The organism is Haladaptatus pallidirubidus, assembly GCF_020700235.1.
Classification (GTDB): domain Archaea; phylum Halobacteriota; class Halobacteria; order Halobacteriales; family Haladaptataceae; genus Haladaptatus; species Haladaptatus pallidirubidus.
In genome coordinates, this window is sequence record NZ_CP085307.1 from 168,924 (window position 1) to 193,410 (window position 24,487).

General features: G+C 49.9%; 24 protein-coding genes and 2 pseudogenes. 19 read left to right on the forward strand and 7 right to left on the reverse strand.

Translation table 11 applies throughout. From position 1 onward, the window contains the following. The first annotated feature begins 353 nt into the window (after nucleotides 1-353). The 5 genes and pseudogenes from LIX15_RS30475 to LIX15_RS34110 form a co-directional block, all read left to right on the forward strand. Nucleotides 354-1,307, forward strand: a complete 954-nt coding sequence (locus LIX15_RS30475) for a glycine betaine ABC transporter substrate-binding protein (RefSeq protein ID WP_227779158.1) — start codon at nucleotides 354-356, stop codon at nucleotides 1,305-1,307. Nucleotides 1,308-1,311: 4 nt separating this feature from the next. Then, complete coding sequence (locus LIX15_RS30480; RefSeq protein ID WP_425556838.1) at nucleotides 1,312-2,043, forward strand: ABC transporter permease; 732 nt, start codon at nucleotides 1,312-1,314, stop codon at nucleotides 2,041-2,043. Between the two features lie 38 nt (nucleotides 2,044-2,081). Beyond that, complete coding sequence (locus LIX15_RS30485) at nucleotides 2,082-3,089, forward strand: ABC transporter ATP-binding protein (RefSeq protein WP_227779285.1); 1,008 nt, start codon at nucleotides 2,082-2,084, stop codon at nucleotides 3,087-3,089. Between the two features lie 2 nt (nucleotides 3,090-3,091). Further along, complete coding sequence (locus LIX15_RS30490; protein ID WP_227779159.1) at nucleotides 3,092-3,766, forward strand: ABC transporter permease; 675 nt, start codon at nucleotides 3,092-3,094, stop codon at nucleotides 3,764-3,766. A 220-nt stretch (nucleotides 3,767-3,986) separates the two neighbouring features. Then, nucleotides 3,987-4,091: pseudogene (locus LIX15_RS34110) on the forward strand (primase-associated protein); the annotation flags it as partial. A 69-nt stretch (nucleotides 4,092-4,160) separates the two neighbouring features. Here LIX15_RS34110 and LIX15_RS30495 read toward each other — a convergent pair. The 5 genes from LIX15_RS30495 to LIX15_RS30515 form a co-directional block, all read right to left on the reverse strand. Continuing rightward, nucleotides 4,161-5,003 carry a carbohydrate ABC transporter permease gene (locus LIX15_RS30495; RefSeq protein ID WP_227779160.1) on the reverse strand — a complete coding sequence of 281 codons (843 nt, stop codon included), beginning with the start codon at nucleotides 5,001-5,003 and terminating at the stop codon, nucleotides 4,161-4,163. Further along, the gene (locus LIX15_RS30500) at nucleotides 5,004-5,984 is read right to left on the reverse strand and encodes a carbohydrate ABC transporter permease (RefSeq protein ID WP_227779161.1); all 981 of its coding nucleotides are present in this window, start codon (nucleotides 5,982-5,984) and stop codon (nucleotides 5,004-5,006) included. Further along, complete coding sequence (locus LIX15_RS30505; protein WP_227779162.1) at nucleotides 5,951-7,324, reverse strand: ABC transporter substrate-binding protein; 1,374 nt, start codon at nucleotides 7,322-7,324, stop codon at nucleotides 5,951-5,953. The genes LIX15_RS30500 and LIX15_RS30505 overlap by 34 nt, the downstream gene beginning before the upstream one ends. Nucleotides 7,325-7,597: 273 nt before the next feature. Beyond that, a complete protein-coding gene (locus LIX15_RS30510; RefSeq protein ID WP_227779163.1) occupies nucleotides 7,598-8,395 on the reverse strand; it encodes a TrmB family transcriptional regulator in 798 nt (265 codons plus the stop codon). A gap of 34 nt (nucleotides 8,396-8,429) precedes the next feature. After that, complete coding sequence (locus LIX15_RS30515) at nucleotides 8,430-9,251, reverse strand: carbon-nitrogen hydrolase family protein (RefSeq protein WP_227779164.1); 822 nt, start codon at nucleotides 9,249-9,251, stop codon at nucleotides 8,430-8,432. Nucleotides 9,252-9,342: 91 nt separating this feature from the next. On the opposite strand from LIX15_RS30515, the gene LIX15_RS30520 reads away from it, so the two are divergent. The 8 genes from LIX15_RS30520 to LIX15_RS30555 all read left to right on the forward strand — a co-directional run bounded on the left by LIX15_RS30520 (nucleotide 9,343) and on the right by LIX15_RS30555 (nucleotide 17,188). Next, nucleotides 9,343-10,014, forward strand: coding sequence for an RraA family protein (locus tag LIX15_RS30520; RefSeq protein WP_227779165.1), 672 nt, complete (start codon nucleotides 9,343-9,345; stop codon nucleotides 10,012-10,014). Between the two features lie 2 nt (nucleotides 10,015-10,016). Then, nucleotides 10,017-11,099 (forward strand): ABC transporter ATP-binding protein, encoded by a 1,083-nt coding sequence (locus tag LIX15_RS30525; protein WP_227779166.1) that lies wholly within the window; start codon nucleotides 10,017-10,019, stop codon nucleotides 11,097-11,099. A 535-nt stretch (nucleotides 11,100-11,634) separates the two neighbouring features. Then, nucleotides 11,635-12,312 carry a helix-turn-helix domain-containing protein gene (locus LIX15_RS30530; RefSeq protein WP_227779167.1) on the forward strand — a complete coding sequence of 226 codons (678 nt, stop codon included), beginning with the start codon at nucleotides 11,635-11,637 and terminating at the stop codon, nucleotides 12,310-12,312. Between the two features lie 88 nt (nucleotides 12,313-12,400). Next, nucleotides 12,401-13,336, forward strand: a complete 936-nt coding sequence (locus tag LIX15_RS30535) for an ABC transporter substrate-binding protein (protein ID WP_227779168.1) — start codon at nucleotides 12,401-12,403, stop codon at nucleotides 13,334-13,336. 3 nt (nucleotides 13,337-13,339) lie between these two features. Further along, on the forward strand, nucleotides 13,340-13,990 hold the full coding sequence (locus LIX15_RS30540; RefSeq protein ID WP_227779169.1) for an ABC transporter permease: 651 nt from the start codon (nucleotides 13,340-13,342) through the stop codon (nucleotides 13,988-13,990). Continuing rightward, entirely contained in the window at nucleotides 13,987-14,964 is a 978-nt protein-coding gene (locus LIX15_RS30545; RefSeq protein ID WP_227779170.1) for an ABC transporter ATP-binding protein, read from the forward strand. Before LIX15_RS30540 ends, LIX15_RS30545 begins: the two co-directional genes overlap by 4 nt. Then, complete coding sequence (locus tag LIX15_RS30550; protein ID WP_227779171.1) at nucleotides 14,957-15,649, forward strand: ABC transporter permease; 693 nt, start codon at nucleotides 14,957-14,959, stop codon at nucleotides 15,647-15,649. Before LIX15_RS30545 ends, LIX15_RS30550 begins: the two co-directional genes overlap by 8 nt. A 39-nt stretch (nucleotides 15,650-15,688) precedes the next feature. Then, nucleotides 15,689-17,188 (forward strand): HAL/PAL/TAL family ammonia-lyase, encoded by a 1,500-nt coding sequence (locus LIX15_RS30555; protein WP_227779172.1) that lies wholly within the window; start codon nucleotides 15,689-15,691, stop codon nucleotides 17,186-17,188. Between the two features lie 528 nt (nucleotides 17,189-17,716). Here LIX15_RS30555 and LIX15_RS34115 read toward each other — a convergent pair. Beyond that, a pseudogene (locus LIX15_RS34115) lies at nucleotides 17,717-17,983 on the reverse strand (hypothetical protein); the annotation flags it as partial. A gap of 2 nt (nucleotides 17,984-17,985) precedes the next feature. After that, the gene (locus tag LIX15_RS30560) at nucleotides 17,986-18,219 is read right to left on the reverse strand and encodes a hypothetical protein (protein WP_227779173.1); all 234 of its coding nucleotides are present in this window, start codon (nucleotides 18,217-18,219) and stop codon (nucleotides 17,986-17,988) included. 168 nt (nucleotides 18,220-18,387) lie between these two features. Here LIX15_RS30560 and LIX15_RS30565 point away from each other — a divergent pair, with 168 nt between their 5' ends. The 6 genes from LIX15_RS30565 (at nucleotide 18,388) to LIX15_RS30590 (ending at nucleotide 24,323) form a co-directional block, all read left to right on the forward strand. Further along, a complete protein-coding gene (locus LIX15_RS30565) occupies nucleotides 18,388-19,434 on the forward strand; it encodes a Gfo/Idh/MocA family protein (protein ID WP_227779174.1) in 1,047 nt (348 codons plus the stop codon). Next, nucleotides 19,431-20,213 (forward strand): sugar phosphate isomerase/epimerase family protein, encoded by a 783-nt coding sequence (locus LIX15_RS30570; protein WP_227779175.1) that lies wholly within the window; start codon nucleotides 19,431-19,433, stop codon nucleotides 20,211-20,213. The genes LIX15_RS30565 and LIX15_RS30570 overlap by 4 nt, the downstream gene beginning before the upstream one ends. Before the next feature lie 273 nt (nucleotides 20,214-20,486). After that, entirely contained in the window at nucleotides 20,487-21,788 is a 1,302-nt protein-coding gene (locus LIX15_RS30575; protein ID WP_227779176.1) for an extracellular solute-binding protein, read from the forward strand. 17 nt (nucleotides 21,789-21,805) lie between these two features. Then, on the forward strand, nucleotides 21,806-22,786 hold the full coding sequence (locus LIX15_RS30580) for a carbohydrate ABC transporter permease (RefSeq protein ID WP_227779177.1): 981 nt from the start codon (nucleotides 21,806-21,808) through the stop codon (nucleotides 22,784-22,786). Continuing rightward, nucleotides 22,786-23,661 carry a carbohydrate ABC transporter permease gene (locus LIX15_RS30585; protein WP_227779178.1) on the forward strand — a complete coding sequence of 292 codons (876 nt, stop codon included), beginning with the start codon at nucleotides 22,786-22,788 and terminating at the stop codon, nucleotides 23,659-23,661. The genes LIX15_RS30580 and LIX15_RS30585 overlap by 1 nt, the downstream gene beginning before the upstream one ends. Before the next feature lie 17 nt (nucleotides 23,662-23,678). Further along, nucleotides 23,679-24,323 carry a YesL family protein gene (locus tag LIX15_RS30590; protein ID WP_227779179.1) on the forward strand — a complete coding sequence of 215 codons (645 nt, stop codon included), beginning with the start codon at nucleotides 23,679-23,681 and terminating at the stop codon, nucleotides 24,321-24,323. Nucleotides 24,324-24,487: the final 164 nt, after the last annotated feature.

The following is a 24,487-nucleotide window of genomic DNA, read 5'->3' on the forward strand; positions in this document are numbered from 1 at the left end:
TGACGGTAGACGGCCTCGCGGCGAGGAAATCTGGTATCGCGACGGCAAAAAATACTGGAAGATGTGAACATCGATGTTGAAATACAGGGCATAGAGCAAGATGGCAAACCGGCTGATGGTATCCTTTTGGTGGTCGACGAAGCCGACATTGACCGTCTTTATTTGTATGGACGAAAGCGCAGTTTAACGGACAAGGTGTGTTTGGAAGTACACTTCAGGGAGTGCTTCTCACTGCTCCAGTTCCGGTGACCGTCGTTCCAGCGAATCTGAGCGAGCCGCTCGTCTGACTCGGCTTATAAATGATGAACTACTACGGGTCAAAGATTAGGCCCCTCTTTGCACAATCATGTGATATGCCAAGGCCAGTCACGCGGCGAAGACTCCTCAAAACAGGAGGAGGTCTCGCTGGCACTGCCGGTGTCGGAGGGCTGTCGGGCTGTCTAACCCTGGCAACACAACTCAGCGGTAACTCGATCAAAGTCAGTTCAAAACGGTTCACCGAACAGGAGGTTCTCGGCTACATTGCATATGAGGCCCTTTCGTCAAACACCGACCTAAACGTCAGTGACCAAGTCGGACTTGGTGGAACGACGACGAACTTCCGCGCCCTCGACACTGGAGAGGTACAATTGTACTGGGAGTACACGGGCACAGCATGGCAAACACTTCCGCCACAGCACGACACCGTCATTTCTGACCCGCAGAAGCTTTACCGGAAAGTGAAAGCAGAGTTCAAACAAAAACATGGATTGACATTTCTCCAACGTGCGGAACTCAATAACACCTACGTCATTCTCGCCAACCCAGATTGGGCGAAAAAGACTGGCGTTGAGACGCTGTCTGATTTCGCCACGTTCCTGAAAGAAAATGGGTCGAAACTGACGGTCGCGTTGAACGCAGAGTTCCAAAGTCGAGCCGACGGGTGGCCGGGATTGAGTAAGCATTACGGGTTTGCAGACGATCTCGGCAATGTCACCGTGAACAACATCGGTTCCGGTCTCCTTTATCAGGTCATTGGTAAGGGATCGGCTGACGTGGGTGTTGGCTTCAACACTGATCCGCGAATTCTCCAGTTTGGTCTGCGAGTACTCACGGACGACAAGGGCTATTTCCCGGTATACAATGCCGCACCACTTGTGGATAGCGCAACGCTGGAAGCCAATCCATCGATTCGGCCCCCACTGAACGCCGCTAGTAAGGGGCTTACGACTGACGTGATGCGACGCCTCAATAAGCAAGTGGCTCTTGAGAGAAAGAACCCACAGACGGTCGCACGGGAGTACCTGCAACGAAAGGAGATACTATAAACCAATGGTTGGAGTTCAATTCTTTGCTTTACAATCGGTCGCACCGTTACTGCTCGAAAGCTACTTCGAGTACATGGCAAAAAATCAGTCACTTCTGTGGGATCTTCTCGTCAATCACGTCATCGTCGTCGTGGACTCAGTATGGCTTGCACTCGTCATTGGAATCCCACTCGGTGTAGTCGCCACATTCGACGACCGTCTTGGGAAGGTCATCCTCTGGACAGCAGGGATGTTGATGACAGTACCGAGTATCGCCCTGTTTGGCCTCCTCATACCGTTCGTTGGTATTGGTGAGATACCAGTTGTTATTGCGCTTGTCCTCTACGCACAACTCCCCATTGTTCGGAACACCTACGTTGGTCTGACGCAAGTCGATTCAGCAACTATTGAGGCCGGGCGAGGGATGGGGATGACACGACGACAACGCCTTTGGCGTCTCCAATTCCCGCAAGCGGTTCCCGTCATCATGGCCGGCGTCCGGAACGCCGTAGTCATCCTCATCGGCATCGCTGCTATCGGCGCATTCATCGGCGCGAACAACCTCGGTGATCCTATCTTCAACGGTATCAGTGAAGCGTATCCGTCGGCAATCGTCGTTTCGACTGTCATTATTTCGTTGCTCGCGCTCGCGTTCGACTACAGCTTCGGCGTGTTGGAACAACTATTCCGACTTCGAAATGGCGAGACCATCGAACCCGCCCTCCTCACACGCATTATCCGGCGGTCGATAGCATGAACGACAAATCCCACACACTAGAACAAGAGGTATCAAGCATGATTACATTTGACAACGTCACAAAAGTCTATCCCGATCAAACGGTCGCAATCGAAAACATTAGTTTCGAAGTCGAGCGAGGAACCACGACAGTATTCGTCGGGCCGTCGGGTTGTGGAAAGACAACAACGATGACGATCGTCAATCGACTGGAAGAGCCAACCGAGGGGACGGTCTACTACGACGGAAGCGACATTCAGGAATTGGATAAGGTGGAACTCCGACGCGACATTGGCTACGTCATCCAAGAAATCGGGTTATTCGATCATATGACCGTCGGTGAAAATATCGCGACAGTACCCGAACTCAAAGGCTGGAAGCAAGAGCGCATCGACGACCGTATTGACGAACTCCTCGCACTAATGGATCTGCCACCTGAAGCGTACCGCGACCAGTACCCAACAGCACTCTCGGGCGGCCAACAGCAACGTGTCGGCGTCGCACGGGCACTTGCTGCAGATCCCGACGTAATATTGATGGACGAACCATTCGGTGCGCTCGACCCAATTACTCGTTCAGAACTGCAAGATGAGTTCCTTGAGATCCAAGATCGCATCGACACGACGATCCTTTTCGTTACGCACGATATCAACGAGGCGTTGAAAATGGGTGACAAAATCGCTATATTCGATGTTGGCGAACTCGTCCAGTATGGAACGCCACAAGAAATCTTGGCGAACCCTGCAAACGAATTCGTCGAGGAGTTCATCGGCTCAGACCGGACACTCAAGGAGCTCCAAATAACGCACGTCAAAGAGATTATGCAACCAGCTGGTGTCGAACATGAAACCCATGCAGCTGCAGTCGATGGAGGAGACAAAGTATCTGAGGTCACGACTGCTAGTGATGTCCATGTTTCCCCAACTGATGGGGCGGATATCGCTCTGTCGCGAATGATTGAGACTGACACAGAGGCACTGCAAGTAATCGACGATGGCGATGTCGTGGGGAAGGTCACAGAACAAGATATCCGTAGCTATCGAACTGCAACTGAGGAGGGAATGTAGGAATGGGTGTTATCGAGACACTGGGTGCGGCACTCTCGTACCTCTTCTCGCACTTCGACACCTTCCTTGGGCTCTTACAGGAGCATTTAACGCTTGTCCTCGTATCAGTTGTACTCGCAATCATCGTCGCCGTTCCGTTAGGTATCGCTGCAACGCGTAATGAGCACGTCAAGCGGATGGTATTAGGTATCGGTAACGTCGCACAGACAATACCGACGCTCGCAATTATCGCCCTCGTCTTTCCACTCCTGGGCCTTGGGTTTCTTCCCTCGCTTGTTGGCTTGTTCGCCTACGCACTATTGCCAATTCTCACGAACACAGTAACGGGCCTCGAAAACGTCGATGAGAGTACGGTCGCGGCGGCGCGTGGCATGGGCATGACCGAGAATCAGATCCTCCGGAAGATTAAACTCCCACTTGCACTCCCGGTTATCTTCGCTGGGATTCGAACGAGTGCCGTTCTCAATGTCGGTACTGCCTACCTTGCGTTCTTCATCGGTGGAGGCGGACTCGGTGTCTGGGTGATAACGGGAATCTCCCTGTTTAACACGCCACAGTTGCTTGCTGGGGCGATCCCAGGTGCTCTCTTGGCAATCAGTCTAGATTCGCTATTCGCACTTCTCGAACGGCATCTCGGTAACGACACGCTACAAGAACAGTCAGTCGCAACTGGGTAACCAAGAGTTGTATCGTATGGGGTGTGAAAGGAGAACGACGGCTATCATAGCAGGTAAGAGATAACGCGATAAACGCCATTCGATTCATGAAGAAAACCACTGATGGATATTCTCGGAGTGATCCATGAGCCAGAGTCTCCTGCTATTGCTGCTTGTTGGGTCGCAAATACGTTCGGGATCGAGCGATCCTCCGCTCATCGCCCAGTAGTCCTGGTTTGGTAAGGAGACAACGGCGTACCAGATACGATATGAATTCGAACACGATATTGACGATGAGAACTTCCTCCCAATAGATCGTCCGATCGATGACATGAAGCGCTATTGAATCGGACGTGACCAGTGTCTAGTGTCGATGAAAAGGATTAATACTGATTTGAGGATATGAGTTCGCGAATTATAATGAACTGACGCTGAACCCTTCTAAGAGGTAATCATAGAGGAAAAAGATGAGAAGCATCGGTGGGAGACTCATTATCATCACTCCGCTGAGGATGAGTCCCCAATTGGTCGTTGCAATATTGATGAGATTGGCAATACCGATTGGCAGTGTGTAGAGGCCGCTATCGTTCATCATCAGAAGCGCGAAAAAGTACTCCTTCCACGATAATGCCATCACAAAGATGACTGTGGCCACGATGCCAGGCAACGACAAGGGTAGGATTATTTTTCGAATGATAGTAAGTCGACTTGCCCCAACCAGTCGTGCCGACTCGACTATCGCGGGGGAGATATCATTGAAGAATACCCGTAAGAGCATCAGTGCAAATGGTAGCGCAAAGGCAGTGTGCGTTAGTGCAAGTCCGATTCTCGAGTTGGTAAGGCTGAGTCGAGAGAAAATGACGAAGAGTGGAAGCCCCAGCAATACGAGTGGGAACATATAGATAATCGTACTGAGGTTGCTGACGTATTTTCGGCCATGGAACTCGTATCGGGTAACCGCATAAGCGGCAGGGATAGCGATAGCCAGGGTGAATATCATTGCAAGTAGAGCAGTCATCAGGCTGTTGATGAAATACTGGACGAAACTTGTCGTCTCCAGCAACAATCGGTAGTTTTCGAGTGTGACGCTCGATGGGATGATCTTCGGTGGCCACGTGAAGAGGTCTCTCGAAGGGCGCACTGTTGATAGAACTCCCCAAATCATCGGTATCATCAACAATACGGTCATCCCGATGACGAGTCCGTACGTTACCGCTCGTTCGAGATAGTGGCGTTGACGGAGTGAAAAGTCGAGCATCTACGCGCTCGCCTCCCCAAACGTTTTGAAGTAAATCGATGTTCCGATGGCCAGCACGACAAACGTGAGGAACGCGACAGCAGTACCTTCACCGAGACTGAGTCCGTCGAGTGCAGTGCGATACGCCATCACTGGAAGCGTCTCAGTGGCATTACCGGGTCCGCCCTGCGTACCTAACCAGATAATATCAAATAGATTGAAAGTCCAGAGCATTCGCAAGAGGATTGCGACGAACAGTACGCTCCGAAGCTGAGGAAGGGTGATCGAGAGGAATTGACGAGTACGAGATGCTCCCATTAACCGTGCAGCCTCATAGTACTCCTCGGGAATTGTCTGGAGTTTTGCCAGCACAAGCATCGTAACGAACGGGTACAACGCCCATCCACTAATCAGGATCAAAATGGGCATCGCATAGGTGGGATTACTGAACCAGGCAATTGGTTCGTTGATGATTCCAATTTGAACAAATGCGTAGTTCGCCACACCAGATAGACCGTTGAAGAACCAGCGAAAGACGATAACAATCCCAACTATCGGGATCATGTATGGCGAAAGTATGAGCCCAGTTATCACGCGTTTGCCGACGAATGATCGGTTAAGAACCAATGCAGTACCGACGCCAATTACGAGCGTGACTGCAACGGATCCGATAGTATACACAACTCCATTCTTGAACGCATTCCAGAAGCGAGCAGATTCAAGCAGATTGAGGTAGTGCTCTGGACCAATCCACTGACCATCGGTCGCAAAGAGGCTGATTTCCTGTAGGCTGAAGAGGAACGCCCTGAAAATAGGGTACAAGTAGAGCGTGAGCAACAATAGTACGAGTGGCGCGACGAGCACCAATCCGACTTGATTCTCGCTCAAGTCGTCGAACCAGCCTTGAACTTTGGTGGTCGTCGCGGTCACAGTCGAATTTTGACTATCACTAATTTCCGTCATGGCTGTTATTTGAGATCCTGGCGCATCTTTTTCGCCCATTTCTGTGCTGACTGCATCGGATCTTCACCGTTCAAAACGACGTCTTGAGCTGATTTGACGACGTAAGCTTCGCTCAGTGCCTGTCCAGTAATCGAGTTCACAGTGTCAGGGTTTTCGTTGACCGCGATAATGCGGCCATAGTCCTGTGCGATGCCAACGAGGTTCCGATAGTGGTCTTCGTACTTACTGAGTGTCTCGCTCTCCCAAAGTTGATCCTGATCGAGGATTCCTTTGACCATTGGGACCTTGGCGGCAGGTTGAGCCAACAGGAGACGTGTGACATTCTCTTTCTTCGTGACGAACTTGATGAGTTTCTTCGCCATATCGGGGTGGTCCGTCTTGCTACTGAGACCGTATCCGGTGCCTGTCATCCGGGCAACTGGTGTGTGATTGCTGTTCTTGGCGGGGACGTGAGTTACATGCACCTTCCCTTTGAGGTCAGGATTGTATTCCTCGATGTCGCTTGGCATCAAGTTGGTTGAGTACCACGTCATTGCATACTGACCCTGGTACAGTGGTGGTCGCATATTCGGAATGCTGGTATTGTGGGCACTCTTTGGGCTGAATTGGTTCATTTCCTTGATGAAAGATAGCGCCTCTGCAGTCTTCTTCGAGCCGTAGACGATGTTGCCATCGGAGTTGACGAGATGCCCCCCATTGCCCAGCACTAACATCATCGGCCACACGCCATGGAAATGATTGGATCCCAAGAAAACTGGATGACCATATTGATTCTTGTCAGGCTTGGTCACCATCTTTGCAGCTCTCTTATACTGATCCCACGAGTCGAATGGAGGCATGGGTGCTCCAGCTTCTTTGAGCAGATCCTCCCGGTAAAGCAGATTGATAACAGAGCCATAGTGAGGTGCGAAATAATAGTCGCCGTCCAATTTGAAGATAGATTTCTCGAGCCAGTAATCAGTTCCACCTCGCTCCTCGATCACGTCATTAATAGGTTGGAACAGGCCTTTTTTTGCAGCAGCTACGTTGTTACCGGGTGATGCGAGGTTCATGATGTCGTAAGGGTTCCCGGATGCGTGAGCCTGCGAAGCCTTTTGGGGTGCCTCTGCGAACCCGACTCGATTGTACTTAATTTTCACATTGCTGTGTTTGTCCTCGAATTCGGAGAACAATTTCTTGAACTCTTTCTGTGTGGGTTCGTATGCAGAGTTGAGAACTCTGAGTGTATTTGTCCCGCTACTCCCTGACTTGCCTCCGGGGAGGCTGGTACATCCTGCGAGTGAAATCGTACCGGCCAAACCTGCCGTTCTCAGAAAACGTCGTCGACCGCTGTCGGAGTTTATTTGGCGTTTCGATAGTTGATTGTTATCGTCAACCATGACAACTCATATCGCAATAGAATATAAAGCACTTTTTCACCATGGCACAGTGGTAAACGCAAATTGGCACATCAGTTCAAATTTTGTCTTCCAGAACGGTTCTCCTTCTACAATGAACCTGGTAACGTTGCTCTAGTAGACCATGCACCGTCTAGCGCATTCACTCCAAAATTGAAATCAATGTGAGTCAATCCGGCAGGTAGTACTTGTTAGATCAAGGCAAAGACAAGAAGCAATTCCAAAAATCGTGGTGAAAATCAGTTTTTCAACTCGTTATGGCGAGCTCCATGACAATTCAAATAACTGCCCAATGGTCATCTCAAGTTGAGAACTCTGTGTTGCCATTGCTACAAACCGATCCTCCTGATCGCTGAGCCACGTTATTAGAACTCTATTGGAATCAAATAGGTAGATTCGACCCTCGATAGCATCTCTATCCCGAAGTTCAGCCCATTCACTCGCGGTGTCGAGAACCATGTCATTGATCCCGTCATGTGGGACAATAATTCGGATATCAACACCGTGTTCGTATCTATCTTGTAAAATCTCCTTGTGGCTCTGAACGACTCGCTCGAAGCTGTTTCCCTTAGTTATCATCCGAATTTCATCGGTAGCATTACTGCAGTACTGACCGAACTGTTTCAGAATGTAATTTTTCCCTTTGTACGACCAGAATACGTCGATCTCATCATTTTGTCGATATTGGAACTGCTGTCCATCGAGTTTCTCTATGAACTGATCACCGACTTTTCGACTTCGTGCAATTTCGGTTTCTAAGTCGTTACGCTTGTGCTGAACATATTGTGAAACAGCTAGCTCAGGCTCTATTGGACCGAATTTCTTGGGACGCCCGGGTTGGATAGTCACAAATCCCATCGACTCGAGTGATTCGAGCACATCGTAAACCCGTGATTGCGGAATATCCGAAGCATCGGATATTTCTTTTGCAGTTGCTGTTCCACTTTGTAAGACTCCGAGATAAGCGCGGGCTTCGTACTCCGATAGCCCCATCTCGTGCAAGTATATCTCGAAGTCGTCGACTAGTGATATTCCCATACCAATAAAGGACATAATTTAGCTCCTTTATAAATCAATAACTAACTATTTAAATTCTGTACAATTCTTTTCTCTTGTGTTCGAGAGAAGGCAGTTCCTGTTGAATTCGATCAAGATATTCAAAATCTAAATCTGCTGTTATGACTCCAACAGAATCACTTGCCTTAGCGATAACGTTCCCCCACGGATCGACGACCATTGAACGGCCGTAACTTGGTACCGAGTTCGGTTTGTCTCCGATTTGACCCGGTGCGATCACATATGATTGGGTCTCAATTGCCCGTGCTCGGAGAAGTGACTCCCAATGATCTTTGCCGGTATGTTTGGTGAACGCGGCAGGAAGAATGATAACGTCGGCCCCTTCCCCCGCAAGACTACTGAATAGTTCGGGAAAACGGAGATCATAACAGATAGCCAAGCCAGCGGTAGCGAACCCCGTATCAAAAGTAACAATATTCTCACCGGGAACGACTCGAGCGGATTCTTGAGTGACCACTTCATCGCCAATTTCAACGTCGAAGAGGTGGATTTTCCGGTACTGGGCTCGTTGCTCACCATCTGGGTCAAATACCACAGTCGTATTGTGAACTTTCCCATCTTCCTTGGCGATCTCGAACATACTTCCGCCGTGAACCCACATGCTGTGATCGCTAGCCTTCTGAGAGAGTTTCTCTGTGACGGAGCCTGGAATCTCTTCGGCAGCTGTTCGATACCCTTCTTTGTCGCCCATGAACGTGAACATCTCAGGAAGAGCAGCCATATCAGCGCCCGTCTCAGCTGCTTTATCGAGGAGCGATAGTGCCGTCTCGACATTGGCTTGTTTATCGTTCTTCGAGTCCATTTGACAGACTGCAATCCTTGGCTTTGCCATATGGTTTGGTACCAAACCGCACATAAATACGTAATTCACTACCGGAGAGTGGTCGTAAATCATCAAATACTGTGACTTGTATTCACATGTCATGGTCATCAACAATCTTGACCGCCCCGATGAGGAGCTTGTAGAACAACTCGGATCCATTTCACCCAACGACGTTGGCCACCACCTCCACTTCGGCTTCCCCTCTGCTGACGTCGAATATATGAACACGGGCCCAGAGAAACCGCTCCGAATTGCTGGTCCTGCACTGACTGTCCGTATTCCACCAGAAGATTCGACGATGGTGCACAAGGCCACTGAACTCGCTCAAGAGGGGGATGTCATTGTCGTCGATATGCAAGGTCATACCGAAAATGCACCATGGGGAGAAATGACCACACGGGGAGCGATGGCGAGTGGAGCCATTGCTGCCGTTGTCGATGGGACGATTACAGACTCACGAGACATCAGCGAACTCGACTTTCCGGTGTTTGCACGCGGTCGATCAGCTCGAACAACTCGGCTTCATGGACGGGGAGGAGACATCAACGTCCCAGTACAAGTTGGCGGAACTGTCGTCGAACCCGGAGACATCGTTCTTATGAACGAGGATGGAATCCTATTCGTGGATTCCGAAGAAGCAGAGCGTGCACTCGAACACGGCAAAAAAGCACTCGAACACGAAGCTGGGACGGTTGAGCGAATTGAGAACGGTGAGTCCATCGCAGAGATTTCTGATGCCAACGATCTGGTTGAGGAGATGCAATCCCATTAACAATGACATCAATAAGTCTCAATTCGGTCGGAAAGCAGTTCGGAAGTCTAGTGGCCGTAAAAAGCGTCGATGCACTGATTGACGAGGGAGAATTCATCAGCATTGTTGGACCCAGTGGGTGTGGTAAGACAACTACGCTCCGTGTCATCGCAGGTTTAGAGGAAGCGTCTAGTGGCGAGGTCCTATTTGGCGACAATGAAGTGACCGACGATCCACCGGAAAAACGGAATGTCGGGATGGTCTTTCAGAACCTGGCACTCTATCCTCATATGTCGGTTCGAGATAACATGGAGTTTGGACTTCGTGTCGATGGAGTCCCAGACAACGAATGTGGTAGCCGAGTGACCAAGGTTGCAAAGATGCTCGATATCGAGGAACTGCTTGATCGGAGTCCGGCTGAGCTCTCGGGTGGCCAGCAACAACGAGTCGCCATCGGTCGAACCATGGTACTCGATCCGGACGTATTTCTTTTAGACGAGCCGTTGGCGAGTCTGGATGCGAAACTACGGGTCGAAATTCGAGAAGAACTGCAGGAACTACATCGTCAAGTCGGCGTTACGACAGTGTACGTCACACACGACCAAGAACAGGCGATGACGATGAGCGACCGAATCATCGTAATGAACGACGGAGAAATCCAACAGTTCGCGACACCTGATGAAGTCTACAATCATCCAAACAACGAGTTCGTTGCTCACTTTATTGGCACGCCATCGATGAATTTCATCGATTGTGAGCTTGCGAGGAAGGGAGACACTCTTTACGCCGATCTCGGTTTCGATTCGGTTAAAATCGATGAAAATCAGGCTGCTCGGTCGTTAGCAAATGGAGATTCGGTTCGCCTCGGAGTTCGACCAGAACACGTAGATCTCTGTCATGATAATGAGGAAGGATTCACAACTAATGTAAAGTTCGTGGAGCCGACTGGTAAGGATAAAATCGTCCATCTCAACGTTGGTGACGAGGATCTCAAGGCAATTGTCGAGGGCGAGGAAAACGTCGTCGGTGATGAGACTCGGCGCATGGCGTTCCGATCCGATTGTATCCACCTCTTTGAGACCGAATCCGGGGAGTGCGTGTATTAACGAGTTACCGGTCGTCTCGGGGAAACACCAGGACTTCTCGAAGATTTTGGTGCCATCCAGGAGAAAAACGAGAAGATTAGTGATCCTGAGGGATTCACGAGGTTAACAAGCTCACTAAGTCGATCTTTGAGAGCGGATCGATATCGACATGGTGCCCATCCACCGTGTAGAGATTACTCGCGGTCACATGGGAACAAATCTGTGAGCACATGATAGTGTACACTGAGTTGCGTCCGATATTCTGGCTTAGCAACGCGAGTAAGATCCGTCTTGAAGTCGATGATCCCCACAGTCTCAGAACGAAATTCAATATTAAGAGCCAATAACACCCCCAACGATGAACCGCATGTACCGCTTCGTTTGCTAGATTCCTGATTGCAACGAGCGATGGGCACGTTTCGCCTCAACAGTCACTACAGGACTGTCGTCACAATTGAGTCCGCGGGTGGTTATCTGGTGGCTTTCAGAGAACGAGTGAATCGGGAAAGCTAAAGCCAATATAGCTTTTTCATTGCCGTTCGGCATAGGACACTGCATGCTCTCTGCTCGCATCAGTATTGAGTTACCAAACGATTGGACAAGCGCAATCGGCGACCTTGATATCCAAGGTGATATCTATACAGCGACACTTCACAAACGCCACTACATGGGGCTTATTCGAATTTACGGTGAACAGATCGATGCTGCCCTCGATTTGCTCCAGACAGCAGAATATCATACCAGTATTGAAGTTATTCAACAAATTGAGCATCAAAAAACGAGCCAAGCGTCAGTACTTGTGCGAGCAGAACTCGAACAAGAAACCCCATACACAATTTTGCTTGAGAATGGATACATGCCTCTCGACCCTACTGTTCTTCGGAACGGACGCGAATATTTTGATCTCATTATTCGGAACCGAAAGCGCCTCTTCGAACTGATTGATCGTCTCGACGATATTGGCAGCGTTTCCATTGAACGAGTCGTTTCACAAGTAGAGCTCCCGGCACAGCCAAATCCTGTTGCGTGGAATAACCTCCGATCCAATCTCACAGATCGTCAATTTGAGGTACTCACGCTCGCCGTGGAACAAGAATATTTTGCGATTCCACGGCAGGCGACGTTAGATGACTTAGCAAGCGAACTCGATCTACAGAAAAGTACTGTTGGTGAGCATCTTCGTCGTTCTCTTGGCCAGTTAGCTCAGTTTACTGTTGAAAATAGTCGAACATAGATAATGTAGGAAACAAGGTTCACTTATAATACGCCCTATTTGTGCGGCAGAATTGTTTCGTCGAAACCTTCCAAAGATAGGATAAGGTATGACAACACATATCACTCGCCGTACCACACTCAAAGCCGGCGGTGCTACACTTGTTGGAGCATCAACCGGTGGTTGTCTCGGGCTAATCAACGGTGGTAGTGGAAAATCGATAGTCGTCTCGTCGAAAAACTTCACCGAACAGTTCCTTCTCAGTCAGCTTAGCATCAAATTACTTGAAAATGAAGGTCACTCAGTAGAGGATAAAACTGGACTTGGTGGATCCCCGGCAAACTTCAAGGCGTTAAAAAATAGCGAGTCGGATACGTATTGGGAATACACTGGGACAGCGTGGTCGAACGTACTCGATAAAGAAACCCAAGTGAGCGACCCCAAGAAACTTTACAACAAAGTTGATCAGGCGTACAATGAAAGGTGGCAGATTGACTGGCTCCAACGGGCTCCGTTCAACAATACGTACGTCATCATGGCAAACCCAAAATGGGCGCAGAAAACAGGAGTCAAATCACTCTCTGAGTTGGCTGAGTACGTCAAGAAGACTGATACGAGCATCAAGATTGCGATGAATCCAGAGATGGAACAACGCGAGGACTCATGGGGTGGGCTTCCGAAGGCGTACGGGTTTGCTGAGGCAGCAAAGCAGAAGATGAATCCGGTAACCATGAAAATTGGGCTGGCATACAAAGCAGTAGCCAATAACCAAGCACAATTAGGATTCGGGTTTGCAACTGATCCGAAAATACAGAAGTACAACCTCCCAATTGTTGAGGATAATAATAACTTCTTCATCGTCTACAATCCGGCACCTAACGCACGTGATCAGAAATTTGACGAGTCGGTAAAGTCGACAGTGAACAAAATCGCTCCGAAGCTCGATACGAAAACAATGCGATCGTTGAACGCGAAAGTGGATATCGATGGAAAAGATCCCGCAGCTGTCGCGGAAAAGTTCCTCACACAAAAGGGGCTCATTTGAACAATGGTTTCAATTGCCAGTGTTGGGTCATGGATTACCGAAAATAGTGGTTTACTGATCGAACAGATGATTCAGCATCTAAATATCGCCCTAACCTCACTCTTTTTTGGAATTATCTTGTGGGTTCCTGCGGGCCTGCTCATCCGACGTAACGACCGCGCTGCCGAGATGCTCCTTGGAACGGCAGGAATCATCCTTACCATTCCAAGTTTAGCACTCCTCTCACTCCTCATTCCGATTGTCGGCATCGGCGTTCCGTCAGCGATCGTTGCCTTAACTCTCTACTCTGCATTGCCCATCGCACGCAACACGTATGTTGGTTTGACGAATGTTGATCCGGCAATGATCGAGGCGGGACGCGGGCTTGGAATGACAGAGCGACAGCTTCTGTTACGGGTTCGTGTTCCACTTGCACTGTCTGTGATAATGACCGGGATTCGCCAAGCGGCAGTACTACTCGTTGCAATCACGACAGTCGCCGCCTTCTTTGGGGCTGGTGGACTTGGTGACAGCATTTTCGCTGGTATCCGACTCAATAATCCAAACCAAGTCATCGGCGCGGCGCTGTTTATTTCGAGTATTGCAATCGTCATCGATTCAGGACTGTATGGAGTCCAAAAGATCCTTCCAGGAACACGGGGGCAGAACATATGATCGAGTTCGAGCGCATTTCAAAAGAATACGCAGATGGGACTGTTGCCGTCGATGACGTGAGTTTTGAAATCCCAGCTGGAGAGACAGTGACGATCGTTGGCCCGTCGGGCTGTGGAAAGACAACAACGATGAAGATGATCAATGGGCTCATAAATCCGACTGAAGGGACAATACACATTAATGGGACGCCACTGATAGAACGAGATCCAATTGAACATCGACGGAATATTGGCTATGTTATCCAAGATATCGGATTGTTTAGCCACCTGACCATCCGCGAGAATATCGGAATCGTTCCTGACATCTCTGGGTGGGACGGCGATCAAATAGATAAGCGGGTCAAGGAGTTAGTTGAGCTTGTTCGGCTTCCGCCAACAGTAACAGACAACTATCCCGATGAATTATCTGGAGGACAACAACAACGCGTTGGTGTCGCTCGAGCACTCGCAGCCAATCCAGACGTTCTTCTGATGGATGAACCATTCGGAGCCTTAGATCCAATCACGCGTGAGCAACTCCAGGACGAATTTCTCGACATCCAGCGTGACCTTGATGTCACGATTGCATTCGTTACGCACGATATCGATGAAGCCCTCAAAATGGGTGATCACGTCGCGGTGATGCACGATGGGAAGCTTGTTCAGTTCGATACTCCGCAGGAATTGCTATCGAATCCGAAAAATAAATTTGTCGAACAATTCATCGGAGAGGATCGGATTTTCAGACGGTTACAGACGATTAGCGTTGAAGAAGTAATGGAGACCGTACAGACGAGACAGTTCCCAGATGAGGGTTCGATGCTCCAGTTAGATACATCACTCAAGTCAGCCCTTCAACTCCTCTTATCACAAGAGCAAGACGTTATTCCCGTCGTTGACGATGGAGCGGTTGTCGGGGAATTGTGTGAAGAGGATGTAAAGACCGTATTAGATATCGAGTCGTTCGACCGAACGACGGGGGCATCTCATGCATAGTATGATTTTCGCAAATCTATGGACGGGATGGTTAGAGTACATCATCCACAACCAAACTGAATTTTGGTCACTACTTTCATCTCACCTTCGAATGGTGTTGATTGGTGAGTTTGCAGCAATCCTCGTCGCCGTTCCGGCAGGGATTGTCGCTACACGACATAAACAGCTGGGTTGGATTGTAATGAATCTGGGAGCGGTTGCACAAACGATTCCACCGCTTGCTGTTATTGCCCTTTCGTTTACCGCGATCGGGCTTGGGCAGCGGCCGGCGATTCTTGCGTTGTTCTTCTATGCATTACTCCCAATCCTGAAGAACACGGCCGCAGGAATTCGTCAAGTTGAGGATTCACAGCTCGAAGCCGGGCGGGGCATGGGTATGACGGATCTCCAGCGTCTCAGACGGATTGAGCTACCACTGGCGAGCCCAGTGATATTCAGTGGTATTCGAACCTCGACGGTGATGAGTATCGGTGTTGCATATCTCGGTGCGTTCATCGGTGCTGGTGGCTTTGGGAAATGGGTCATCCTCGGTCAGCAACGTTTCGAGACCGATATCCTTCTTGCCGGTGCAATTCCCGGAGCCGTGCTGGTTATTCTCCTTGATCAGGCATTTGCACGGTTAGAAAGCCATATGACTCCCACCAATGTGAGCACCGACGAAGGAACTGGTACTCAAACTGCGTAGTATCGTTTTTCAACCGTAGTAACAACCTCCAGGCCAATTATGATTGAACTCGATGGAACGCTCACAATAGCAGACGTTATCGCAGTCGCACGAAACAACGAACCCGTTCGCGTGACATCAGATGCCGTCACGACGATGCAGGCATCGCGAGATGCCGTCAAAGAAATCGTCGATTCCGACGAACGGCACGTTTACGGTGTCAATACCGGACTTGGTGACCTACAGAACGTCTCCGTTTCGCGAGAACAACTGCGACAGATGCAACAGAATATTATCGAAAGCCACGCTGCCTCGGTGGGTGATCCGGCTTCGACCGAAGTTGTCCGAGCTGCAATGCTTGTCCGAGCAAACGCACTTGCGATCGGCGTTTCAGGCGTTCGTCCAGCCCTTGTAGAACAGTACTGTGCCTTGCTTAACGCGGGCGTGCATCCACAGGTTCCGCTCGGTGGGAGTAGCGATGATCTTGCTGCTGCTGCCCACATCGCACTCGTCCTCACAGGAAAAGGAGAAGCAGAAGTTGCTGGCGAGATTCGTGAGGGATCAACAGCTCTCAAGACTGTCGACATTTCACCTCTCCAATTCGAACCTAAAGAAGGGTTGGCAAGTATCAGCGGAACACCGATTATGACTGCAATGTTGGCGTTGGCGATTCATGATGCTGCTACCCTTGTTCGTGCAGCCGACGTCATTGGTGCACTCTCTTTTTCGTTACTGGGCGACGCCTCCGAGACGTTTTCTGAGCGAGTATTTAGCGTCCGAGCGCACGATCCGCATGCAATCTCAGCGAGTAATATTCGGTCGCTTCTTGGCGAGTCAACCGAGCAATCGCTTCGAATGAAACAAGATCCGCTCTCGCTCCGTGTTATTCCGCAGGTTCACGGCACAGTCCGACGGCATATTGATTTTGCACGGACAGTTGTTGAAAACGAGCTTCAGAGTGCAAGCGATAACCCTCTCGTATTCCCTGATGGTGAGACATATTCGTGTGGTGCTTTTAACGGACAAAGTATCGCAAGTGCAGCAGACACACTTAGTAGTGTGCTCACGAAACTGGGTTCGATTAGCGAAAGTCGGACACGCCAACTTCTCGACGGAGAGGAGAGTGATGATGTCGCTTCCTTCCTGACCGTTCGTCCGGGTGCAGAATCCGGACTAATGATTGCACAGTATACCGCTGCTGGGTTACTTGCCGAGTCGATCATCGATGGATCGATAAGCGACCACTCGATTACGGTCTCTTCGGGACAAGAGGACATCCATAGTATGGGTACCATCGCGACACGAACGCTTCATCAGCTACTCACGAAGGTACAGCACATCCTTGCGATCGAATTACTTTGTACAATTCGTCGTGCTCAGTTGACCTCCGACCCACCGCTGAGTGATTCACTACAAACAGTAATTGATTACGTGGAACAGTCGATTGACTTTCCACGAGAAGATACCCAATTGAGTGACGTTATTGACACTACTGCGGATTCAATCATGAATGGAGATATTCAAACGGCGATTGCACAGACGGATGTGCAACTAGAGTAGTAGTTGGTGTTGTCCCTTTCCAGACATATTTCATAGAATAAAGACTGACCCTGCTGCTTTCTTGAGCAGCTCAAGCTTACAGTCTATCCAAACTCTCAGAACTAGTTTTGATAGTTTGTGAAATATCAAATAATCGAATAGTTAACTAGTAATAGAATCATTTAAATCATAGATAACGCAAGAAATTGCGGTAGAGCTAGGGTTGCCACGTCGGTCAACGTATAAGGTTTTGAACAGGCTTGTCAACAAGGAGGAGGTTCGTAATTTCCTATTGTGACCGCTCGGTGAGTAGCGGGTACACATGCAGAACGGGAAACCGTTTTCCGGTCGCCGCGATATCTGCCTGGTATGGGACTTCTCCAGGACGCGCTGTGCATCTCGGGTATCAAACACAACTACGGCGACGTCCACGGCGGGATGAAGCGCTGCCGGAATTGTGGGAACTTTGAAGAGGCCGAGTAACCCCCGGTACGGGCAGTTAGTCAAGTATAGGAAAGAATTCATGGAATATCTCTCACTCTCGTGGCGATCCCAACGACACATCCACTCCTCACCGAAATGATCTTCGACATATGTAATATGGAAATCACCGTTGACATACGATTGCACCTCGATGTATGCTTCGCTAACGTACTCTTCTGGGTAATGTTCGTCAAGAAGCGAGACCACGACCGAATCCGGCCGGTTTGATGGAAAGACAGAAATTGTCTCGATCCACTCTTCAGATCCGAGAATCGATGCGATTTCTCGTAGTAACACACGATTTGGTGTCCGCTTTCTTTTCCCGTCGATCACACTCAGACGACCCCTTCATCCGTCGCATTACCGCGGTTGACACGGCGGAAATCGTGAATTTCCTGTCTAACTGCCTCCCAATTAGTGATGTCTAACCAGACCTGCTCAGGATCTCCATACTCTGCATACTCGAGAGGATCGATGTCGTTGGGACTCTCGACATCGTAAGTCCGCTTGTAGTCCTCGTTCTCAGCAAGCAGATCACCAAGCCGGGATTTGTATTCCTGTTCGCTCAATTCTGCTAATCGATTCAGCCGTCGCCATTCGATCTTGAGAGGGTATGCAGTTCTTTGAAACGCATAGATATTGGATAGTTTCCAAATATCGACTGTACTAATCAAATTTGAGGAAGACATTAATTGGGAATGTCGAACGACAGTCGCGTGAATATGGGACAAGAGATCATGATTTCCTCCGAAACCGAGGGTCTTGAGACCGAGAATCTACGAGCAGCAGTTATCGGTACCGGAGCAATCGCTCAGCGGCTTCACATACCCGCATATCGAACGAGCGATTTAGTCGACCTCGTAGCCGTGTGCGACGTCGAGGAAAAGAAAGCTGCGACGGTCGCGGAGGAATTCGAGATCGATTCATACTACACGGATTATATAGAGATGATCGAATCAGGCAGTGTTGATGCTGTCAGTGTGTGTCTTCCGAATCATCTTCACAAAGAAGTCGTCTGTACCGCTCTCGAACACGATATCCACGTTCTCTGTGAGAAGCCGATCAGCACATCCTTGGCAGAAGCCGATGCGATGATCGACGCGGCGGATGCCAGTGAAGCATTCCTGATGATCGACCAGACCGAACGCTTCAATCCAGTGTATGAGAAGACCAAAGAGGTACTCAAGAAGGGAGTGATCGGTGATGTGCTGTCAGTGCGAAGTCGGTTTAGCCATCCTGGTCCAGAGGGATGGTCACCGCGGTCAACGTGGTTTACGGATGCAGATACGTCCGGTGGTGGCGCGCTCATCGATATTGGCGTCCACAATGCTGACCTCATCAACCATCTATTCGGTTCAGTTTCGTCTCTATCGGGATACAGCGATACCCTATCAATGGATGCGGACGTCGAGGATACGGCCGTCGCGGCTCTTCGGTTCGAAGATGGTACACTGGGAACCTTTGAGACGGCGTGGCGAACGGATCCCGAGTCGATCGAGATGCAGATCGTCGGTGAAGAAGGCGTTCTCTATGTCGACAAAGTCGCACCGTCACTTCGGCTTGAATTGGGTAACGATTGTGGAACTGTCGACGTTCCGATTCCGGAACAATCCAAGTACGGCGGTCCGGTAGAACACTTTATCCGATCGGCCAGAACTAACAGCGAACCGACCGTGACTGGTCGAGATGGAAAACGCGCACTCGAAGTCGTCATGGGCATCTATCAATCATCGGAATCTGGGCAACGCGTTCACTTCCCGCTTGAAACGGAGGCGGACAAATGAAGTTCGCTTGCAGTTCGTATTCTTATCACGACGAATTCGAAGACGAGATGTCTCTCGAGGAGTTTTTCGAAATTTGTAGTTCGGAACTCGAAATTTCAGGAGTCGAACTGCTCGATGGACATCTTCCAGGTGACGATAAAGAGACAATCGCGGAGGTTTCGGATCTCCTTTCAGAGTACGATCTGGAAATCGCATGTTTATCGGTTTTTTACAACGACTTCGCCAAGGGAACGCCCGAAGAGCGACGCGAAGACGTCGAGGTGGTTAAAACGTGGTTGGACCACGGCGATCAGCTTGGCGCGCCAGTGCTGCGAGCGTTCACCGGATTTCCGGGACTCCACGACCGCGAACACGATGATCCACAGGTGTGGACAGATGTCGCGACGTGTCTACAGGAGTGTGTCGACTACGGTGAGACCGTTGAAACGACGCTCGCTGTTGAAAATCATAACCATGATGGCCTCATTCGGACGGCAGACGACATCTTCCACATTCGAAGCCTTGTAAACGGTGACCTTGGTCTCGTTCTAGATCTGGCAAATTACATCGATGGGAAACAATCGATCGATCGAACGTTGCACTTAGCGGATCATGTTCACGCTGCGTATGATGATCTTGACGAGGACGGATCCGAACCGAACTATCCCTACTACGATGAATCACTGACAGCGCTGTCTGAGCGTGGCTATGACGACTTTGTAACCCTCGAATACGAGGGCGAAGACGATGACTTCGAGGCGGTTCCGCAGGCAATAGAGTATCTTCGTGGGTGTCTCTAGCGACAAGCTCCACCCCCCTCAACGTCGAGCAGTATGCGGCCTATTGTTCTCTCAAGGATAAGATATAGTAATTAAGAATTCTTTCCTTTTCACCGTTTGGCTATGCCTCTCTTCCAGTGCGAATACGTCGGCCGCTGGCGTTGAACTATCGATATCTCTCAAACCCGTTTGATGCAAATCAAATTCGAGAGCGAGATTTATACATCACAATTGATTGCACAGTTGTGAAGCAATCACATGACGAGGCACAATATACTTCGGCGTCGACAATTCGTGAAAGCCACAGCCGGTACAAGTACGGCAGCAATGCTTTCCCTCGCTGGTTGCACAGGTGGATTGGGTGGTTCCAGTAGTGGATCGGATGGGGAGAAAAGCAGCCAAACCGAATTTTGGTCGTCGCCAAACAAAGAGGAATTGGAGTTTCACAACAACGCCAAGAAAGCGTTCCTCAAATCACACGATTCGAAACTGAAGGTGCGGCCGGTTCCCGAAGGGGATAGTTCCGAACAGGTGGTACTCTCGGCACTTGCATCAAATACTGAACCCGACGTATTCGCAAACGTGTTCCCTGGGTTCGCCGCACAACTCCAGGAGAACGGCGCCGCAAAGGATCTATACGAAATTGATGGCGTAAAGAGTTTCCTGACCGATCGGTGTGGCAAGACAATTTTGAAACGCTACGAAGCACCGGATGGTGGTCTTTATCAAGCACCGTGGAAGGCAAATCCGGTGTTGTTCCAATATAACGACACTGTTCTCAAGAAGGCTGGTTACAAAAATTCGGACGAGTACCCGACGACGCTATCTGGATTGCTTGAGGCTGGAAAGAAGATCGTTGGTGATGGTAACGCAAAGGTGCTCTGGGACCGGGCACCGAAACCGACGTGGTACGAGCGATGGTTCGATTTTCTCCCATTGTACCTTGCTGCATCAGAGGGAGAGAAATCGATGTTTTCTCAAAAAGGAGACACCGTCAAACCAGCGTTCAATAACAAAACGGCAAAGACGATACTTCAGTTCTTCCAGGACCTCTATAGCGCCGATCTCGCTCCGACACAAGGGAGCGAGAAGCCGAAATTTCCGCACAATGAAGCAGTTATTAACTCTGGCGGGCCATGGGTTATCCCGTACTTCGAAGGTGTCAATAAGGACGTCTCAATGTCCCATATGAACCCCCCGGTTCCGGACGGGACCACACAGAACAGCCACACGTACGCAGATCCGAAGAACACCTCAATCTTTGCGTCGGCCAAACAGCCAAACCAAGCCTGGAAGTTCGTCAGTTTCGAGCAACAATCGAAGTGGGACACTAAATTCCTGAAGAAGACGCTCCAACTGCCGCTTCGAAAAAATCTCGTCAGTTCCGCAAGCAGCTTCTTCGAGAAAAATCCCAATATCAAACCGTACGCACAGGCACTCGAAACGTCGCACCCACCGGCTTACACACCAGATTATACGAAGATCATGAACGTGTTTGGCGAACAGTGTTTCGTGCCCGTTGCGCTGGGGAAGAAACCACCACAGAAAGGGCTTGACGACGCTGAGAACGGTATCAATCAAGCACTCAACGTATAGTAACGAGTTCAACATCTATGCCAGACGCAACAACCGAACCAGGGACAGGGAAACCGGACACAGCGACCACGAAAAGTGAATTTCGCCAGTGGATAGCACATCTGCCCTTCCTCGGAACTGCAACCAAACGTCTCGGAGATTATGACGATAACCTAATGGGATGGGCTCTCATCGTGCCATGGTTCCTCTGGGCGTCGGTGTTTCTAATCTTCCCGTTCCTGTTCGCACTGTATTTGAGCTTTCACGAATGGTCCATCATCAGTCCTGAAACACCGTTTGTTGGTATTGAACACTACGTACAATTACTAACGAGCGACCTCTTTTGGCAGCTTCTCGGAAACACGCTGTTCTTCTTCGTCGTGAACGTGCCGACACAGATAGTGCTAGCTCTCGGCGTAGCTGTGCTGCTGGATCGAATCGTTCGCGGACGGGCACTCTATATGGCAGGGTACTTCGTCCCGTATGTCACGAGCGGTGTCGTCGTTGCAGTCGTCTTCAAATGGATTTATGCCCCCGATGGGTACATCAATCAGATGCTCGCTGTAGCAGGAACAGAAATTAACTTCCTCGGTAGTACTACGTGGGCGATGCCAGCCATTGCGATGATGGTCTCTTGGAAGTTCATCGGCTATTATGCAATCATCTTCCTTGCGAATCTTCAATCACTCCCAGAAACGATCTATGAATCGGCATCACTCGACGGTGCCAGCGAGTGGCAACAGTTCCGCTACATCACCCTCCCGTTGTTGAATCCGAGCATTCTGGTAGTAGTGATCCTTTCGACGATTACTGCGTTCCAAATCTTCACCGAACCGTTCATCATGACGAGTGGGGGGCCAAACGGCGCAACCAAAACGTTCGTTCTCGTCATCTATCAAAATGCGTTCTCGTATCTCGAGATGGGCTATGCGAGTACGATCGGTGTCGTCCTTGCAGCAATGATTTTCGTGATCAGCTACGTTGAACGAAACTACGTCGATCAGGAGGTGTCGGTATAATGAGTATCGAATCCGACAACTCCGGAGTGTTCGCCGACGGTCACGAACGATTGTCTGAGCTTTCGGGGAAGAAAATACTCGTGTATATCGTACTGACACTCGGAGTCATCCTCCCAGTGTTCCCGTTCGCTCTGATGGTCTCGATGTCGTTTAAACCTGCAAGTGACATCTACTCGTTGCAGGTGATCCCATCGACATTCACGTTAGAGAACTATCGATTCCTCCTCGAAAACGTCCCGATCGTTCGCCAGTTCATCAACAGCATCATCGTCACGGGAGCCGTGGTCGTTTCGGTAGTCATCACGTCGTGTATCGTTGCCTACTCCCTCGCGAAGCTGGACTGGTATGGACGTAGTGTTACATACAACTTCATCCTCGCAACAATGATGATTCCCGGGATACTGTTGTTGATTCCGCAGTTCGTCATCATCGTCAAACTCGGGTGGGTCAACACCTACCAAGCGATGATTGCTCCCTTCGCAATTAGTTCGTTTGGGATATTCCTACTAACCCAGTTCTTCAAACAGTTCCCCGACAGCCTCATCGATGCCGCACGAATGGACGGGTGTAACGAACTCGATATCGTCTTTCGTATCGTGTTGCCCAATTCGATGCCCGCTATCGCAACGGTCGCGATTTTCACCTTCATGAACCGCTGGAATCAAATGCTCTGGGACCTCATCGTGATCAAAAACGAAAGCATGTACACCCTGCCGGTGAGCATTACCTTGTTCGCCAAAACAGGTCTCTATGGCAATAGCCTGGGACCATTGATGGCGGGTGCAACACTCCTCGCACTCCCAACGATACTGCTGTTCTTGCTGCTACGGCGGTATTTCATCAAGGGAGTCACCATGTCCGGGCTCAAAGCATAGCTGTACGATTACCCACCATGAATTCCAAACCAATGGTTGTCGATACTCATCGAAATCGGGTCAACTTCATCGGTCTCTCGAAAGAGGCTATCGCTGCAGCGTATCGATCGCTTCCGAGTATCGTCATCGTGAGCGTTTGCTGGTGTCTCTTGGCACCAACCATCATTCTTCTTGGTCCAGCGACCGCTATCACTGTCGCCGCGGCTGGAAACGTACTTCGTGGAGATCGATTCCGACTACGTACTGCGTTATCTGTATTCCGACGGTATTTTTGGCGGAGTCAACTCCCACTCGTCCCGACGTTGATTCTCATCGACATAGCGGGTTTCTCATGGCTACAGTTCCAGCGAACTGATGAACTTGCATACGGTCTACTCGCCTTTTTCTCGGTCGATATACTGATTGTTCTCTCAGTGCTGTTGCTGTATTACTATCCACTCCTGGTTGATGGTGACCGTTCTGTTCGCAAGACGGCTCGACGGTCCGCTGAACTCGTGTTTGGACGGTTGGTGCCAACCATCGGGTTAGCCGCTTTTTGTCTCTCAATCGGTCTCTTATTCGGGTTTACCGTCGCCGGCTTCGTCCTTCTCGGACCTGGCTTGATCGCAACTGTTCTGATGCTTGCAACTCGGTACCTCTCAACAGGAGCGTGGTCAGAATAATGCGGCCTGCAACGAAACTCCTAATTGCGTTCTCATTGCTCTCAATAGGATCGATCACGTGTGGAGTACTTGGAGTAGCTGAGACGATGCCAGGCCTCTGGCGACAGGGATGGCCGATCGCTGGTTTGATCGACGGTGTACTCGCGATGGGATTTATCTATTAT